At 66.6% G+C, this 17,023-nt stretch carries 17 protein-coding genes and 2 tRNA genes; 14 read left to right on the top strand and 5 right to left on the bottom strand.

Features of this window, described 5'->3' with window-relative positions; all coding sequences use genetic code 11:
- Nucleotides 1-359 precede the first annotated feature (359 nt).
- The 9 genes from gyrB (at nt 360) to GLP40_RS03930 (ending at nt 10,186) form a co-directional block, all read left to right on the top strand.
- The gene (gene gyrB / locus GLP40_RS03895; RefSeq protein WP_154786466.1) at nt 360-2,393 is read left to right on the top strand and encodes a DNA topoisomerase (ATP-hydrolyzing) subunit B; all 2,034 of its coding nucleotides are present in this window, start codon (nt 360-362) and stop codon (nt 2,391-2,393) included.
- Nucleotides 2,394-2,599: 206 nt separating this feature from the next.
- Nucleotides 2,600-5,113: a DNA gyrase subunit A gene (gyrA, locus tag GLP40_RS03900; RefSeq protein ID WP_154786467.1), complete on the top strand. Its 2,514-nt coding sequence runs from the start codon at nt 2,600-2,602 to the stop codon at nt 5,111-5,113.
- Nucleotides 5,114-5,158: 45 nt separating this feature from the next.
- Nucleotides 5,159-6,130 (top strand): DUF3566 domain-containing protein, encoded by a 972-nt coding sequence (locus tag GLP40_RS03905; RefSeq protein WP_154786468.1) that lies wholly within the window; start codon nt 5,159-5,161, stop codon nt 6,128-6,130.
- Between the two features lie 195 nt (nt 6,131-6,325).
- A tRNA-Ile gene (locus tag GLP40_RS03910) sits at nt 6,326-6,399 on the top strand.
- A 30-nt stretch (nt 6,400-6,429) separates the two neighbouring features.
- A tRNA-Ala gene (locus tag GLP40_RS03915) sits at nt 6,430-6,502 on the top strand.
- Nucleotides 6,503-6,583: 81 nt separating this feature from the next.
- Nucleotides 6,584-6,691 (top strand): DLW-39 family protein, encoded by a 108-nt coding sequence (locus GLP40_RS33560; RefSeq protein WP_230329225.1) that lies wholly within the window; start codon nt 6,584-6,586, stop codon nt 6,689-6,691.
- A 219-nt stretch (nt 6,692-6,910) separates the two neighbouring features.
- The gene (locus GLP40_RS03920; RefSeq protein ID WP_154786469.1) at nt 6,911-7,936 is read left to right on the top strand and encodes an adenylate/guanylate cyclase domain-containing protein; all 1,026 of its coding nucleotides are present in this window, start codon (nt 6,911-6,913) and stop codon (nt 7,934-7,936) included.
- A gap of 415 nt (nt 7,937-8,351) precedes the next feature.
- A complete protein-coding gene (locus tag GLP40_RS03925; protein ID WP_154786470.1) occupies nt 8,352-9,347 on the top strand; it encodes an ATP-binding cassette domain-containing protein in 996 nt (331 codons plus the stop codon).
- Nucleotides 9,344-10,186, top strand: a complete 843-nt coding sequence (locus GLP40_RS03930) for an ABC transporter permease (RefSeq protein WP_196054519.1) — start codon at nt 9,344-9,346, stop codon at nt 10,184-10,186. Before GLP40_RS03925 ends, GLP40_RS03930 begins: the two co-directional genes overlap by 4 nt.
- A 7-nt stretch (nt 10,187-10,193) precedes the next feature.
- Here GLP40_RS03930 and GLP40_RS03935 read toward each other — a convergent pair whose 3' ends face one another.
- From GLP40_RS03935 to GLP40_RS03945, 3 genes are read right to left on the bottom strand one after another with little or no spacing between them, the layout of a single operon-like run.
- Nucleotides 10,194-10,376, bottom strand: a complete 183-nt coding sequence (locus GLP40_RS03935; protein ID WP_154786471.1) for a hypothetical protein — start codon at nt 10,374-10,376, stop codon at nt 10,194-10,196.
- Between the two features lie 54 nt (nt 10,377-10,430).
- A complete protein-coding gene (gene glmS / locus GLP40_RS03940) occupies nt 10,431-12,269 on the bottom strand; it encodes a glutamine--fructose-6-phosphate transaminase (isomerizing) (RefSeq protein WP_154786472.1) in 1,839 nt (612 codons plus the stop codon).
- A 15-nt stretch (nt 12,270-12,284) separates the two neighbouring features.
- On the bottom strand, nt 12,285-12,554 hold the full coding sequence (locus GLP40_RS03945) for a hypothetical protein (protein ID WP_328289652.1): 270 nt from the start codon (nt 12,552-12,554) through the stop codon (nt 12,285-12,287).
- A 213-nt stretch (nt 12,555-12,767) separates the two neighbouring features.
- Here GLP40_RS03945 and GLP40_RS03950 point away from each other — a divergent pair, with 213 nt between their 5' ends.
- Together GLP40_RS03950 and GLP40_RS03955 are read left to right on the top strand one after the other, a co-directional pair.
- Nucleotides 12,768-13,295, top strand: a complete 528-nt coding sequence (locus GLP40_RS03950) for a peptidylprolyl isomerase (RefSeq protein ID WP_328289653.1) — start codon at nt 12,768-12,770, stop codon at nt 13,293-13,295.
- 23 nt (nt 13,296-13,318) lie between these two features.
- Nucleotides 13,319-14,185: a rhomboid family intramembrane serine protease gene (locus GLP40_RS03955; RefSeq protein ID WP_154786474.1), complete on the top strand. Its 867-nt coding sequence runs from the start codon at nt 13,319-13,321 to the stop codon at nt 14,183-14,185.
- 18 nt (nt 14,186-14,203) lie between these two features.
- Here the strand turns inward: GLP40_RS03955 and GLP40_RS03960 are convergent, their stop codons facing one another.
- Together GLP40_RS03960 and crgA are read right to left on the bottom strand one after the other, a co-directional pair.
- The gene (locus tag GLP40_RS03960) at nt 14,204-14,647 is read right to left on the bottom strand and encodes a PH domain-containing protein (protein WP_328289654.1); all 444 of its coding nucleotides are present in this window, start codon (nt 14,645-14,647) and stop codon (nt 14,204-14,206) included.
- Nucleotides 14,648-14,733: 86 nt separating this feature from the next.
- Nucleotides 14,734-15,000 carry a cell division protein CrgA gene (gene crgA, locus GLP40_RS03965; RefSeq protein WP_040862582.1) on the bottom strand — a complete coding sequence of 89 codons (267 nt, stop codon included), beginning with the start codon at nt 14,998-15,000 and terminating at the stop codon, nt 14,734-14,736.
- Between the two features lie 219 nt (nt 15,001-15,219).
- Between crgA and GLP40_RS03970 the strand changes: the two genes are divergently transcribed.
- The 3 genes from GLP40_RS03970 to GLP40_RS03980 are packed head-to-tail and all read left to right on the top strand — an operon-like array spanning nt 15,220 to nt 17,009.
- Nucleotides 15,220-15,861: an aminodeoxychorismate/anthranilate synthase component II gene (locus tag GLP40_RS03970; protein WP_154786475.1), complete on the top strand. Its 642-nt coding sequence runs from the start codon at nt 15,220-15,222 to the stop codon at nt 15,859-15,861.
- Nucleotides 15,862-15,874: 13 nt separating this feature from the next.
- Entirely contained in the window at nt 15,875-16,558 is a 684-nt protein-coding gene (locus GLP40_RS03975) for a RibD family protein (protein WP_154786476.1), read from the top strand.
- Nucleotides 16,548-17,009, top strand: a complete 462-nt coding sequence (locus GLP40_RS03980) for a cytidine/deoxycytidylate deaminase family protein (RefSeq protein ID WP_154786477.1) — start codon at nt 16,548-16,550, stop codon at nt 17,007-17,009. Before GLP40_RS03975 ends, GLP40_RS03980 begins: the two co-directional genes overlap by 11 nt.
- Nucleotides 17,010-17,023: the final 14 nt, after the last annotated feature.

Here is a 17,023-nt window from a genome sequence, read left to right on the forward strand (position 1 = left end):
CCGGAGATCACGGAGAACCCTTGTGCAAACGGACGCGAGGCCGCGCTCACATCGCCCGCTGAGGCTCTCGGAACCCCCCGCACCCATGGCGGGTCATATCGCTGGTCGATTTCATGACCCTACGGCCCACTCAGGGGTGTCATAGGTGGGTTCTCTGTCGGTCGTACCAGTAGGATGGAGGAGTAACTAGCGGCGATACCTCCCGGCGCGTTCCGCAGCGCCCGCGCGTGAGCCCCCGTAATTCTCGAGCAGACACCGTCTGGGTACTCGAGCAGACAGCGTCTGACGGGCTCCGCGCGTGCCACCGCACTGTGCCGGGAGGATCAGCAAGTAAGGAGAGCTACCCACCAGTGGCTGCCATGGACTCCAACGCAGAAGGCTCGACCAAGAAGGGCAACCAGTCGTACAGCGCGACCTCGATCACGGTGCTCGAGGGCCTGGAGGCGGTACGCAAGCGCCCCGGCATGTACATCGGCTCCACCGGTGAACGCGGCCTGCACCATCTGATCTGGGAGGTCGTCGACAACTCGGTCGATGAGGCGATGGCCGGGCATGCCACGCGTGTCGATGTCACGCTGCTGGCCGACGGTGGTGTCGAGGTCGTCGACGACGGCCGCGGTATCCCCACCGATATGCACGCTCAGGGTGTGCCGACCATCGAGGTCGTCATGACCCAGCTGCACGCCGGCGGTAAGTTCGACGGTGAGTCCTACGCGGTGTCCGGTGGTCTGCACGGTGTCGGCATCTCCGTGGTGAACGCGCTGTCCACCCGCCTCGAGGCCGAGGTGGATTACGGCGGCTACCACTGGACCCAGGAGTACAAGGACGCCAAGCCGGGCAAGCTGATCCAGGGCGAACCGACCAAGAAGACCGGCACCACCATCCGGTTCTTCCCGGACCCGGAGATCTTCGAGACCACCACCTTCAGCTTCGAGACGGTCGCCCGCCGCCTGCAGGAGATGGCGTTCCTGAACAAGGGCCTCACCATCACGCTGACCGATCAGCGCATCCACGAGGGTGACATCACCGACGACGTGGTGAGCGAGACCGCCGAGGCGCCCAAGCACCTCGACGAGAACGCCCCCGTCGCCGAGCCCAAGGTGAAGACCCGGACCTACTACTACCCGGGTGGTCTCGAGGACTTCGTCAAGCACATCAACCGCACCAAGCAGCCGATCCACAATTCGATCGTGTCCTTCACCGGCAAGGGCACCGGTCACGAGGTCGAGGTCGCGATGCAGTGGAACTCGGGCTACTCCGAGTCCGTCCACACCTTCGCCAACACCATCAACACCCATGAGGGCGGTACCCACGAGGAGGGCTTCCGCGCGGCGCTCACCACGGTGGTGAACAAGTACGCGAAGGACAAGAAGCTCCTCAAGGAGAAGGAAGGCAACCTCACCGGTGACGACATCCGTGAGGGTCTCGCCGCCATCGTGAGCGTGAAGATCGCCGACCCGCAGTTCGAGGGCCAGACCAAGACCAAGCTCGGCAATACCGAGGTGAAGTCCTTCGTCCAGCGCACCTGCAACGAGCACATCTCGCATTGGTTCGAGGCGAACCCGGCCGACGCGAAGACGATTGTGCAGAAGGCGGTTTCGTCGGCGCAGGCGCGGGTCGCGGCCCGTAAGGCGCGTGAGCTGGTGCGGCGCAAGTCCGCCACCGATATCGGCGGCCTGCCGGGCAAGCTGGCCGATTGCCGTTCCAAGGATCCGAGCAAGTCCGAGATCTACATCGTGGAGGGTGACTCCGCCGGCGGTTCGGCCAAGTCCGGCCGTGACTCGATGTATCAGGCGATCCTGCCGTTGCGCGGCAAGATCATCAATGTGGAGAAGGCACGCATCGACCGTGTGCTGAAGAACACCGAGGTGCAGTCCATCATCACGGCGTTCGGCACCGGCATCCACGACGAGTTCGACATCAACAAGTTGCGCTATCACAAGATCGTGCTGATGGCCGACGCCGATGTCGACGGCCAGCACATCGCGACGCTGCTGCTCACCCTGCTGTTCCGCTTCATGCGCCCGCTGGTCGAGCACGGTCACGTGTATCTGGCCATGCCGCCGCTGTACAAGCTGAAGTGGCAGCGGTCCGAGCCGGAGTTCGCCTACTCCGACCGCGAGCGCGACGGGCTGCTCGAGCGTGGTCTGGCCGCCGGCAAGAAGATCAACAAGGACGACGGCATCCAGCGCTACAAGGGTCTCGGCGAGATGAACCCGAAGGAGCTGTGGGAGACCACCATGGATCCGAGCGTGCGGGTGCTGCGTCTTGTCACCCTCGACGACGCGGCCGCGGCCGACGAGCTGTTCTCCATCCTCATGGGTGAGGACGTCGAAGCTCGGCGCAGCTTCATCACTCGCAACGCCAAGGACGTTCGCTTCCTCGATGTGTGATCGGGCGACCCGGGGCCTGACCCCCGGAATCCCCGGGAGGACGGGAGAGCGGGGCGATGCCCCGGACTCCATTCGGGGCATATCGCCGAGCCCCGGAACCCGGCGAGGCAAGCCCCGAGCCCCCTGTGGCCCGGCGGGCAGGCCCTCGAATTCCCGGACGCGCGAATCGCACCTGATCACGACAGACTTCCTACGGAGACCAATTCATGACTGAGACTTCGCTTCCGCCCTCGGGCGGCGACCGCATCGAGCCGGTCGATATCCAGCAGGAGATGCAGAACTCCTACATCGACTACGCCATGAGCGTGATCGTGGGTCGCGCGCTGCCGGAGGTGCGCGACGGCCTGAAGCCGGTGCACCGCCGCATTCTGTACGCGATGTACGACAACGGGTATCGGCCCGACCGCGGCTATGTGAAGTCCGCGCGCCCGGTCGCCGACACCATGGGTAACTATCACCCGCACGGTGACTCGGCCATTTACGACACCCTGGTGCGCATGGCGCAGCCGTGGGCGATGCGCTACCCGCTGGTCGACGGCCAGGGCAACTTCGGTTCCCGCGGCAATGACGGCGCGGCCGCCATGCGTTACACGGAGTGCCGCCTGACGCCGCTGGCCATGGAGATGTTGCGCGAAATCGACCACGAGACGGTCGATTTCATCCCGAACTACGACGGCAAGACCCAGGAACCGGTCGTGCTGCCGAGCCGGGTGCCCGCGCTGCTCATGAACGGCTCCAACGGCATCGCCGTCGGTATGGCCACCAATATCCCGCCGCACAACCTGACCGAGCTGGCCGAGGCCATCTACTGGGCCCTCGACAACCACGAGGCCGATGAGGAGACCACCCTCGCGGCGTGCATGGAGCGGGTGAAGGGTCCGGACTTCCCGACCTCGGGCCTGATCGTCGGCACCCAGGGCATCCACGACGCCTACACCACCGGTCGCGGTTCGGTCCGCATGCGCGGTGTGGTGGAGATCGAGGAGGACAACCGGGGTCGCACCACGATCGTCATCACCGAGCTGCCGTATCAGGTCAACACCGACAACTTCATCAACGCGATCGCCGAGCAGGTGAAGGACGGCAAGATCGCGGGTGTCTCCGACATCCACGACGAGTCCTCGGACCGCGTGGGTCTGCGCATCGTGGTCACGGTGAAGCGCGACGCCATCGCCAAGGTGGTGCTGAACAACCTCTATAAGCACACCCAGCTGCAGACCTCCTTCGGTTGCAACATGCTGTCGATCGTCGACGGGGTGCCGCGCACGCTGCGCCTGGATCAGATGATCCGGCTGTATGTGAATCACCAGTTGGACGTGATCGTCCGGCGCACCCGGTACCTGCTGCGCAAGGCGGAGGAGCGGGCCCACATCCTGCGCGGTCTGGTGAAGGCGCTGGATCAGCTGGACGCGGTCATCGCCTTGATCCGCCGCTCGGCCGATACCGAGACCGCCCGCAGCGGCCTGATGCAGTTGCTGGAGATCGACGAGATCCAGGCGACCGCCATTCTCGATATGCAGCTGCGCCGCCTGTCCGCCCTGGAACGCCAGAAGATCATGGACGAGTTGGCCAGGATCGAGGCGGAGATCGCGGACCTGAACGACATCCTGGCCAAGCCGGAGCGTCAACGCGCCATCGTCCGTGACGAATTGGCCGAGATCGTCGACAAGTACGGTGACGACCGTCGTACCAAGATCATCGCGGCCGACGGCGACGTGCAGGACGAGGATCTGATCGCCCGCGAGGACGTGGTCGTGACGATTACCGAGACCGGCTACGCCAAGCGCACCAAGACCGACCTCTACCGTTCGCAGAAGCGCGGCGGCAAGGGCGTGCAGGGCGCGGGTCTCAAGCAGGACGACATCGTCAAGCACTTCTTCGTCACCTCCACCCACGACTGGCTGCTGTTCTTCACCAACAAGGGCCGGGTGTACCGGGCCAAGGCGTACGAGCTGCCGGAGGCCAACCGCACCGCGCGCGGCCAGCACGTGGCGAACCTGCTGGCCTTCCAGCCGGATGAGAAGATCGCCCAGGTCATTCAGATCAGGTCCTACGAGGACGCGCCCTATCTGGTGCTGGCCACCCGCAAGGGTCTGGTCAAGAAGTCCAAGCTGACCGACTTCGACTCCAACCGGACCGGCGGCATCGTGGCGGTGAATCTGCGCGATGAGGACGAATTGGTCGGTGCGGCACTGTGTTCGGCGGACGATGATCTGCTCCTGGTGTCGGCGCACGGGCAGTCCATCCGCTTCAACGCCAATGACGAGGTGCTGCGCCCGATGGGCCGGGCCACCTCCGGCGTGCAGGGCATGCGTTTCAATGCCGACGATGAACTGTTGTCGCTCAACGTGGTTCGCGACGAAGAGGGTATCTATCTGCTTGTCGCGACGGCGGGCGGGTACTCCAAACGCACGGCCATCGACGAGTACACCGCGCAGGGTCGCGGCGGCAAGGGCGTGCTGACGATCCAGTACGACGAGAAGCGTGGCAATCTGGTCGGAGCGCTCATCGTCAACGATGATGACGAGCTGTATGCGATCACCTCCGGCGGCGGTGTCATTCGCACCACGGCCAAGCAGGTTCGCAAGGCCGGTCGTCAAACCAAGGGCGTGCGGTTGATGAACCTGGGCGAGGGCGATATTTTGCTCGCGATCGCTCGGAACGCGGATGAGCCCGACCAGGTTGCCGAAGATGACACCAGCGGTTCGGCGAAGCAGTAGTTTCTCCCCAGCAGCGGCGGCACAAACGGATCGAAGGATTCACCATTGACCACGAATCAGCCGAATGACCAGCGCGGTCACGCCAATGGCGTGACCGAGAGGATCGCCCCGTCCCCGATTCCGCCGCGGCCTGTTCCGCGGACCGGCGGGAACGACGGCGGTGCCCCGCAGACACCCGAATTGTCGGACCAGTCCGGTGATTTCGGGCCGGAAGGTAACAATTCGGCAGAGGCCGCGGCTCCGGAATCCGCGGACGCCCAGGGCGGTTCTCCCTTCCAGGAAGGTTGGTCGCAGCTACCGCAGCGAGAGCCGCAGTCCAACCTGTACCGCCCGGGCCAGTCCCCGACGACGGGTCGCCCGGGTACCACCGGCAGCCTCAGCGGCGGCGGCCTATCCGGTGGCGGCGGCTTGAACGCCGGTGTCTCCAACGCGCGCACCACCGCCGACCTGGCGGCCAAGGCGGCGCGCAAGGAGGCAGCCATGGTGAAGTCCGTCGGCATCGACGGACCGACCCGCAGCATCGCCCGCCCGGAGCTGGTCAAGGATCTGCCGGATCTGTCCGAGCTGCGGCACCCGCTGCCGCCGCCGGAGCCGATCGCGCCGGCCGGTCCGGTCTCGCCGTCCGCCCCCGCGGCGGTGGCGCAGGCCGCGGCCACCGGTGAGCCGCTGCGCGCCACCGTGCAGCTACGCCACATCGACCCCTGGTCCACGCTGAAGGTCTCGCTGGTGATCAGTGTGGCCATGTTCTTCGTGTGGATGCTGGCGGTCGGCCTGCTCTACCTGGTGCTGGAGGGCATGGGCGTGTGGGAGCGCCTGAACTCGACCTTCACCGATATGGTCTCCGACAACTCCAGTTCGGCGCTCATCGACGCGGGCACGGTCTTCGGCTACGCCGGCGTGATCGGCCTGATCAATGTGGTGTTGCTGACGGCGCTGTCCACGGTCGGCGTGTTCGTCTACAACCAGTGCACGGATCTCGTAGGAGGAATCCAGGTCACTCTCGCCGATCCGGACTAGTGCCGCCGCTCTGCTGAAGAGGGGGTTCGGGGCGAGGCCCCGAACCCCCTCGCTTTTTCGGGAGTCGACGCGAAGCTCCTGAGGATCTCGATAGTGGGCTACGCGCAGGCCGTTGACCGGCCGTTTTGGTTATCGGCGCTCGGGTACGGTAATCTTCTGCCTCGTTCGAGTGACACACTTCGAACACCCAACTAAGGGCCTATAGCTCAGGCGGTTAGAGCGCTTCGCTGATAACGAAGAGGTCGGAGGTTCAAGTCCTCCTAGGCCCACTTACAGGTAAAGATCGAACTGCCTTCCCAGGGGCCTTAGCTCAATTGGCAGAGCACTGCCTTTGCAAGGCAGGGGTTAGGGGTTCGATTCCCCTAGGCTCCACTGTCACAAGCCGCAGACCGATTCGGTCTGCGGCTTCTGTCGTTTTCGGTGGGCTTCCGCCGTTCCAGTACTCTGGGATTCATGAAATTCGTTCTCACGATCGTTATGATCGCCGCCGTGGTTTTCGGAATCAGCAAGCTGCGTCAGCGCAATGACGCCGATCTCTGGCACGAGGTCACCACTCGCTGAAAGCGGCTGACGGGGCGCTGTTTTCGTCACGTCGACCTCGCGCGGCGCACGTTCACCGGGTCCCGGGCTGAGCGGACCCGTCGCCCGAACCGGCCGACCGGATACACCGGTCGGCCGGTTTTCGTTTGTCCGCGCTCGTTGGAAGGGACCGGCGAGTTCTCGACTGTGACACGGAACAACCGGAGGTTTAGGGCCCGGTCAACGCCGTAAGGTCGAGGTATGGCGTCCACTGAGATCTCCGAGCTGGTGCAATCCGTGGTGGAGCCTTACCTGCTGAACGGACCGCGCAAATACAACCGCGGCCAGGTCGCCGACCTCGCTGGGCTGCCCAACCATGTCACCCGGCGGCTGTGGGTGGCGCTCGGTTTCCCCGCCGATCCGGACGACAAAGCGGTGGAGTACAGCGACTCCGATATCGAGGCCGCCCGGACCTTCGCCACACTGCACGTGCTGGCCTCCGCCGATACCCACCGGCAGACCACCGCGGCCCGTACACTGGGCCGGTCCATGGCGCGGCTGGCCGAATGGCAGGTCGATCTGGTGACCGAGGAGATCCTGGACCGCGTCGCGACTGTCACCCGTGAGAAGCCGGACACCGATCCGAAAGAGGCCGCGCGCATCGCCACCGACGAGGTGATCACGGAGTTCGAGACCCTGCAGCGCTACGCCTTCCGCCGGCACCTGGACGCCGCGCTGTCGCGCTCGCTGGACAAGGGGGCGGTGGCCGGGGACACGCTGCGCGTGCTGGCGGTCGGCTTCGCCGACATGGTCGGCTACACCCGCCTCGTCCGCCACCTGGAGGCCGATGAGCTGTCGGCGCTGCTGGAGGCCTTCGAGACGGCTACGAGCAATGCGATTGTGGCCCACGGCGGCTGGGTGATCAAGAACGTCGGTGACGAGGTCATGTTCGCGGCCAATACCGCCGCCGAGGGCGCGCGCATCGCGCTCGCGGTGCAGGAGGCCGCCATCGCCTCGCACGGCGTCACTCAAGAGTTGCGGGTCGGTCTCGCCTATGGCGAGGTTCTGCAACGCTTCGGCGACCTGTACGGCTCCGTGGTGAACACCGCGGCCCGCCTGACGGGTGTGGCGCGGCCCGGCACGGTGCTGGTCGATGACGGCGCGGCCGCGGCGATCGCGGACGACTCGGAGTTCACGCAGCGGCATCTCGCCACGGTGCGGGTGAAGGGCATCGACCGTCTGCACGGGCATGTGCTGCGCCGCAATGTGATTCGACCGCCGGTCTGAACGGCTCCCGGCGGGAGAGCGCTGAGGTCAACCTACCCCGGGAATGGGGGCGGGCCTCGGCGAAGGGGGGGAGTTAGCCGAGGCCCGCGTAAGGTCGGCCCGGGGGGGAGGGGCCGACGGGAACGATCCTACGCGACGATTTCGGATCGTGTGGCTATCGGGGCATCGCGTTCCAAGATTTTTTTCGGGGGAGAAGTGTCGTACCCGAGTGAGACGATGCTTCTATGACCGAATCGCGCCCTTCGCCGAATTCGATTCGAGTAGCGCACTACTCGCGATCGCGGCCGGTGTTCGGGCGGACCATCGAATCGGCCGCATCCCGTACCGGCAACCCCGAGCACCGCCGGACCCTGACGGGGTGCGGCCGCTTTGGTGAGCCGTTGCGGCAGACCGTTCACGAGACAACAGGAGAAGCATGCCCGACGCCATAGTCGCCGAGGGTCTGGTCAAGAGGTACGGCCATCTGGTCGCCCTCGACGGCTTGGACCTGTCCGTCCCCGAAGGTACCGTGACCGCCTTGCTCGGCCCCAATGGCGCGGGCAAGACCACCACCGTGCGAGTGCTCACCACCCTGCTGATCCCGGATGCGGGCCGCGCCACCGTCGCCGGGGTCGACGTGCTGAAGGATCCGCAGCTGTTGCGCTCTCGCATCGGCACCTCCGGCCAATACGCGGCCGTCGACGAATACCTCACCGGCTTCGAGAATTTGGAAATGGTCGGGCGGCTGTACCACATGGGTGCGCAGCGCAGTAAGGAGCGAGCGCGCGAGCTGCTGGACCGCTTCCGGCTCGCCGACGCCGCCGACCGCCCGGTCAAGGGCTACTCCGGCGGTATGCGCCGTCGGCTCGATCTGGCCGGCGCGCTGGTGGCGAATCCGCCGGTGCTGTTCCTGGACGAGCCCACCTCGGGCCTGGATCCCCGTGCGCGCCTTGATCTCTGGGATGTGATCGAGGAATTGGTGGCGGGCGGCACCACGCTGCTGCTGACCACCCAGTACCTGGAGGAGGCCGACCGGCTGGCCGATTCCATCGCCGTCATCGATCATGGCCGGGTCATTGCCGAGGGCACCTCCGACGAGCTCAAGGCCATGGTGGGCGGCGACCGCATCGAGCTCGTCGTCGACCACGCGGACAGTCTCGCCGTCGCGCAGCAGGCGCTGGAAGGCTTGGCGCACGGCGAGATTCGGCTCGAGCCGGGCCTGCGACGCATCATCGTGCCGGTCGAGGACGGGTCGCAGGCGTTGGTCGACGCCATCGGGCAGCTCACCGAGCACAAGGTGAGGATTCAGGATGTGGGTTTGCGCCGACCCTCGCTCGACGACGTGTTCCTGTCGCTGACCGGGCACGAGGCCGAGGAACTCATCAACGGGAACCGGACGGTCGACGAGAAGGTCGGGGGTGGGTCCCGATGAGCGCAGCCCTCGCCGTCGCCGAAAGGCCTTCGCTCGCACAACGACTCACCATGGTGGTCGGTGACAGCATCACCATCACCAGGCGCAATGTCATCAAGATCCGCCGCGTCCCGGACGTGCTGATCTTCTCGACGCTGTCGCCGATCATGTTCGTGCTGCTGTTCGCCTACGTCTTCGGTTCGTCGATCAAGGTGCAGGGCACCTCGTATCGCGAGTTCCTGATCGCCGGGATCTTCGCCCAGACCGTGGTCTTCGGCGCGACGTTCACCGGTCTGAGCCTGGCCGAGGACATGCAGAAGGGCATCATCGACCGCTTCCGTTCGCTACCCATGGCCCCGTCGGCGGTGCTCATCGGGCGCACGCTCTCGGACGTGGTCATCAATGTGGTGAGCCTGGTGGTCATGTCGCTGACCGGCCTGGTGGTGGGATGGCGCATTCGCGGCTCGTTCCTGGACGCGATGCTGGCCTATGTGCTGTTGCTGCTGTTCGCGTACGCGGTGTCGTGGATCATGGCCGTGGTGGGCCTGCTGGTGCGCGTGCCGGAGGTCTACAACAACGCCAGCTTCATGGTGATCTTCCCGCTCACCTTCATCGCCAACACCTTCGTGCCCACCGCCAACCTGCCCACCGTGCTTCGCGTTGTGGCGGAATGGAATCCGGTGTCGGCGGTGACACAGGCCACCCGGGACCTCTTCGGCAACACCAGCCCGATGGCGCCGAGCGCGGATGTCTGGCCCATGCGGCATCCGGTAGCGACGACCCTGGTGTGGATCGCCGTGATCCTCGCGATCTTCGTACCGCTGGCGCTGAATCAGTACCGGCGGTCGGTGAGCCGCTGACCGCTGGTCAGCGAGTCGGCGACAGATCCGGCGTGGGCGCGGAGCCATTGCGCGAGTAACCCAGGCGCGGCGGCTCCGGGGCCGGCGCCGGCGGCTGCGGGCGCTTATTCACGAAGAACGCGATGACGCCGCCCGCAATCGCGCAGAGGGCGGCCACAATGACCTTGTTTCGAACTCTCCCCAGCTCCATCCGACCACTGTGACACAGCAACCGGATTCGCGCACGAACGGGGGAGCGAACCGGTTACTCGACGGTAACGCTCTTGGCCAGGTTGCGGGGCTTGTCCACGTCCCGGCCCAGCGCCATGGCCGTGTGATAGGCCAGCAGCTGGAGCGGGATGGTCAGGATGATCGGGTCCAGTTCCGCACACACCGCCGGGACGCGAATCACCGCGTCCGCCAGGCCATCCGGCAGATCGGTATTGGTGACCGCGATGACCGGGCCGCCGCGCGCCTTGATCTGCTCGATGGTGGTGATGTTCTTGGCCAGCAGCTCATCGCCCGGGACCAGCACGATGCTCGGCATCTCCGGGTCGATCAGCGCCAGCGGGCCGTGCTTGAGCTCGGAACCCTGGTACGCCTCGGCGTGAATGTAGGAGATCTCCTTGAGCTTCTGCGCCCCCTCGCGCGCCACCGGCCAGGCGCGCACCCGGCCGATGAAGAACATGCTGCGCGCCTTGGCGAATTGGGACGCGATGTCCGCGATGTCCTCGTCGGCGGCCAGTACCGCGTCGATCGCGTCGGGCAGCGCACGCAGGCCGTTGACGATGTGCTCACCGCTCGCCGCGGACAGATCGCGCACCCGGCCCAGCAGCAGTGCCAGCATGGCGAAGGAGACCGTCATATTGGTGAGCGCCTTGGTGGAGGCCACCGACACCTCCGGGCCCGCGTGCAGGAACACGCCCGCACCGCACTCCCGGGCGATGGCGCTGCCGACCACGTTCACCGCGCCGATGACGCGACCGCCCTTGCGCTGCAATTCCTGAACCGCCGCCAGCGTGTCCAGGGTCTCGCCGGACTGGCTGATGGCCACGTACAGCGCGTCGGGGTCCACCACCGGATTGCGATAGCGGAACTCCGAGGCGGGTTCGGCGGTGGCCGGAATGCGGGCCAGCTCCTCGACCAGCTGCGCGCCCAGCTGGCCCGCGTAGTAGGCCGATCCACAGCCCAGGAACACCACCTTGCTGATGCCGCGAAGTTCGCGTGCGTCCATATTGAGCCCACCCAGGTGAGCGGTGGCGAACCGTTCGTCCAGGCGGCCGCGGAGCGCTCGACGCACGGCGTCGGGCTGTTCGGCCATTTCCTTGCGCATGAAGTCGGGGTACCCGCCCAGCGCGTAGTCCTCCGCCGCCATATCGATGGTGGTCGGGATCTTGTCGGTGCGGCGAGCCTCGAGACCCAGTGTGCTGGTGCGGAATTCGCCCGCGCGCACGGTTGCGAGCTCGCCGTCGTCGAGGAAAACCACCCGCTGGGTGTGGTGCACCAGGGCGGCCACGTCGGAGGCCACGAACATCTCGCCGTCGCCGACGCCGAGCACGATGGGGGAGCCGTTGCGAGCCACGACCAGTTCGTCGGGACGGCGGGCGTCGAGCACCAGCAGGCCGTAGGTGCCCTCGACCCGGTACAGCGCGGTGCGGACCGCGTCCTCGAGCGTCTCGGCCCCGTCCAGCGCGGCGGCGACCAGGTGGGCGATGGCCTCGGTGTCGGTGTCGGAGACGAATTCCACGCCCTCGGCGGTGAGATCGGCGCGCAGTTCCTCGGCGTTCTCCACAATGCCGTTGTGCACCACGGCGATCCGGCCGGAGCCGTCGGTGTGTGGGTGCGCGTTCACATCGGAGGGCTCGCCGTGGGTGGCCCAGCGGGTGTGGGCGATGCCCACATTGCCGCGTAGCCGGGCGCCCTCGGCGTCGGCCCGGTCGCGCAGGTCCTGGACCCGGCCCTGGGTCTTGGTGACGCGCAGCCGGCCGCGGTGCGGCACGGCCAGGCCCGCGGAGTCGTAGCCCCGGTACTCGAGCCGGTGCAGGCCCTCCAGCAGCACCGGGACGGCCTCACGATGCCCGATGTATCCGACGATTCCACACATTGCGCGACGGACTCCTCACCCGTAGACGATGCGACGCAGTTGTCGTTCGGTGAAGGCGGGGGCGGCCACCCGGCGCTGTGCGAGTTCGGTCGCCAGGCGCTGCCAGATCTCGGCATTGCGGACCTGACGGCCCTGCAGTTCGCCATGTCTGCGGCGTACGAACTGCTCGGCGGTCTCGTCGAAATATCCGACGACGTCGGCGACCACGCGGGCCGCGACAGCGGGCGGCAGGCCGGTGGAGGCCGCCACATGGCGCACCAGATCGACCGGAACCCCGTCATTCACCCGACCGAACTTGCCATGCGAACTCCGACTCCGCAAACTCTCTGCCCGATTTCGGGCAGAAAACAGGGCGACAACGGATCCTGACGTCCGGATAACTCAACGGGTACGCCCAGACTTGTTGCGGCACCCAACCGCCGCCGCCGGTGCGCGACGCCGACGACTCTCCGCCGCCCGCTGAAGTCGCGCGGAGGCGGTATTGCCTAGCATGGCGGCGTGACCTCACCGAATCAGACCGCCGTGGCGACCCTGCACACCAACCACGGCGACATCAAGATCTCGCTCTTCGGTAACCACGCCCCGGCGACGGTCCGCAACTTCATCGGCCTGGCCGACGGTTCCGCGCCGTACACCACGAAGAACGCCTCCGGCACCGCCTCCGGACCGTTCTACGACGGCGCGATCTTCCATCGCGTGATCGACGGTTTCATGATTCAGGGCGGCGACCCCACCGGCACCGGCCGCGGCGGCCCGGGCTACGAATTCAAGGACGAATTCCACCCGGAACTGCGCTTCGACCGCGGCTACCTGCTGGCCATGGCGAATGCCGGGCCGGGCACCAACGGCTCCCAGTTCTTCATCACCGTGGGCCCGCAGCCGCACCTCAATCGACGGCACACCATCTTCGGCGAGGTCCTGGACCCCGATTCCCGCAAGGTGGTCGACACCATCGCCGCACTCGCCACCGACCGCGACGATCGGCCGAAGGATGATGTGGTGATCGAGAGCATCACCCTCTCCTGAACCGGCAGCAGAAAAGAATTCACATGCATCCCCAGCCGCCCGCACCGGCCTGCTACCGCCACCCCGACCGGCCCACCGGTCTGGCCTGCACCAGGTGCGGGCGTCCGGCCTGCCCCGACTGTCTCACCCCGGCCGCGGTCGGCCAGCACTGCGCGGAGTGTGTCCGGCAGGGCCGCGATGACATCCGGCCGGTGCGCAATGCCGCCGGGACACCGCTGTCGCGGGTACCGAGGCCCTACGTCGCTTACGCGCTGATCGCGATCAATGTGATCGTCTACGCGGTCACCGCACTCGAGGCGCACAGCCTGATGGACAACCAGCGCTCGCGGCTGTTCTACGACTGGGTACTGGTGCCCGCCTTCGTCGGGCACGGCGGCTGGATGCGGGTGCTCGGTTCGGGCTTCCTGCATTACGGGCCGGTCCACCTGCTGGCCAACATGTTCGCGCTCTACGTGCTCGGCCCGTACTGCGAAGTGGCGCTGGGCCGTGGGCGTTTCGTGGCCGTCTATCTGGCCTCGCTCCTGGGCGGCTCGGCGGCGGTGACCGCGCTGTCGGATCCGCTGACGGCGTCGGCGGGCGCATCGGGCGCGATCTTCGGCATCTTCGGCGCGGTGGCCGTGATCATGCTGCGCACCCGGCAGAATCTCACCCAGATCGCGGTGCTGCTGGTGATCAACCTGATCATCACGTTCTCGGTGCCCGGAATCTCGATCTGGGCGCACCTGGGCGGTCTGCTGGCGGGCACGGTGGCCACCACCGGCATCCTCTATCTGCCGCGCTGGCTGGGGATTAACCGGACCCGCACCGCGCTGAACATCGGCTGGGCCGCGGTCGCGACGGTGGCGGTGATCGCGGTATCGGTGACGGCGGTGACGGCGCCGACGCTGTAGCGAGACCTCGGACGCGCGTCAGCGCGAAAGGTGGATACGCAATACCTCGAGGACATCCTCGGGGTGCGCGCCCAGATCCCAGCGGCCGAGGATCAGCAGCTTCTCCTCGCCCTCGTGATCCACATCGATCTCCAGCATGGGCATCCGGCGACCCAGTCGCCGATAGTTCACCACGCGGACGCGCAGAATCTGCTGAGGCGTGTAACGCTGCGGCCCGGCCAGTCCGCGCACAACGATATGCACAGGGTCATCGGGTTCGACGGCCAGCCGCGGGCGCTGCCGCAGGCCCATGCCGGTGAGGAAGAGCAGTCCCAGCGCGGCCATCCCGATGAGCAGGCGGCCGGGACCGTCGGTCGAGAAGAACGCGGCCACGGCCAGCGCGATGCCGCCGATGCCGCAGGCCGCGAGCGCGGCCGGGGGTGTAGACCAGGAGAGACGGGAGGAGGGATCGGTCGCCGTCACTGTCCCCACTCCCTCCTCGAGTTGTCCACAGGCTCATCCACAGGTGTGTATGAATAACAAGGGTGTAAGCCACATATCTGCGGCGCTCAGCGCCAGCGCATGGTCATGATCAGGCCGACCACCATGAGGCCGAATCCGATCAGGAAGTTCCACGCGCCCAGATCGCTCATCCAGCCGATGTGCTCGTTCGCCAGGTAGTAGACGAGCAGCCAGGCCAGACCGGCCAGCATGAAGCCCAGCATGATGGCGACGTACCAGACCGGCGAGGGGCCGGCCGACTTCACGCGCACAGGCGTGCGGCTGGCCGGGTTGATCGTGTAATCGGTCTTCTTCCGGACCTTCGACTTGGGCATTGACGTCCTCGTTTTCGGCGTGCTGTCTGCGTAAAGGTTATCCCAGCTCACTCGAGGCATCTCAACGTGACGACCGATTTCGGGAGGTGCGGGTCACTCGCGGGGTCCGTCCAGAATTGTTTCGGTACTCGAGGCGTCGGCACGGGTGTGGGAAAGGAAACGCTCCCGAGCCGTCCGTGGAAGTTTCGGGGAGGCGGGGAAGCCAACTACTCTCGAATCATGCGTGTACTGGTCGTCGACAACTACGACAGCTTCGTCTTCAACCTGGTCCAGTATCTCGGACAGCTGGGTGTGGATGCCGAGGTCTGGCGCAATGACGATGATCGGCTCGCGGATGTGGACAAGGTTGTGCAGAGCTATGACGGGGTGTTGATCAGCCCCGGGCCCGGCACCCCCGACCGCGCGGGCGCGAGCATCGCGCTGGTGCACGCCGCCGCCCAGCGCGCCACCCCGCTGCTCGGTGTCTGCCTCGGGCACCAGGCCATCGGAGAGGCGTTCGGCGCCACCGTGACCCGCGCTCCCGAGCTGTTGCACGGCAAGACCAGCGATGTCTTCCACATCGGCGCGGGCGTGCTGGCCGGCCTGCCGGATCCGTTCACCGCCACCCGCTACCACTCCCTGACCGTCCTGGAAGAGACCATGCCGCCGGAGCTGGAAGTGCTGGGCCGCACCGAAACCGGCATCGTCATGGCTCTGCGGCATCGCGATCTGCCCATCCACGGTGTGCAGTTCCACCCCGAATCCGTGCTCACCCAGGGCGGGCACCGCATGCTCGCCAACTGGCTGGGCGTGTGCGGCGAGCGGCCGTCGGAGGGGCTGGTGCAGACCCTGGAGGCGGAGGTCGCGGCCCTCGCTTCATGAACGGCGCCGTGTCATGAGGCCGCACGTCATGCTGTCGGTGGCCGTCAGCATCGACGGTTATATCGACGACGCGGGTCCCGAGCGGTTGTTGCTGTCCAACGCAGCCGATTTCGATCGGGTCGACGCTCTGCGCGCCGACTCCGACGCTATCCTGATCGGCGCGGAAACCCTGCGCCGCGACAATCCTCGGCTGCTGGTCAATAGTGCGGACCGGCGCCTGCGCCGGGTCGCCGCGGGCAAGCCGGAGTATCCGGTGCGCGTGATCGTCACCGCCGGCGGCGATCTCGACCCGGACCTGCGGTTCTGGCACAGCGGCGGCGAAAGACTGGTCTACACCACCGATTCCGGCGCCACCCGTATCGGCGACCGGTTGGCCGGGCTGGCCGAGGTCGTATCCCTGGGCGCGGCGATAGAATTCGATGCTCTGCTCGACGACCTGGGCAAACGGGGCCTGGAGCGGCTCATGGTGGAGGGCGGCGGTTCGATTCACACCGCCCTGCTGTCCGCGGGCCTGGCCGACGAGGTCTGGATGGCCGTCGCGCCGGTCGTGGTCGGTGATCCGGCCGCCCCGCGCTTCCTCGGGCCCGCCGCCTTCCCGGGCGGCCCCCATCACCGCATGCAGCTGGCCGATGTGGGCCGGGTCGGCGATATCGCGCTGCTGCGCTATCTGCCGAAGGAGGATTCCGATGTCGGATGAGGCACGGCTGGATCGCGGGTGGATGCGGCATGCCATCGGCCTGGCGCGGTTGTGCCCGCACAGCGACACCGCCTTCGCGGTGGGCGCGGTCATCGTGGGCGCGGACGGCGTGGAGATCGAGCACGGGTGGTCGCGCGACACCGACGACAAGGTGCACGCCGAGGAGTCGGCGTTGGACAAGGTGGAGCCGGACGATCCGCGGCTGCCGTCGTCCACCCTCTACAGCACACTCGAACCCTGCTCACAGCGGGCGAGCCAGGATCGGCTGCCGTGCACGGATCGCATTCTGCGGGCCGGAATCCGGCGCGTGGTCATCGCCTGGCGAGAGCCCGGCACCTTCGTGGACAACTGCATCGGTGTGGAGAAACTCCGCGAGCACGGGGTCGAGGTGGTCGAACTGCCCGATTTGGCGGACGAGGCCATGTCGATGAACCGGCATCTGCGGCTTTAGGTTTCGCGCTCGGA

The sequence above is a fragment of the Nocardia aurantiaca genome (assembly GCF_009708175.1).
Classification (GTDB): domain Bacteria; phylum Actinomycetota; class Actinomycetes; order Mycobacteriales; family Mycobacteriaceae; genus Nocardia; species Nocardia aurantiaca.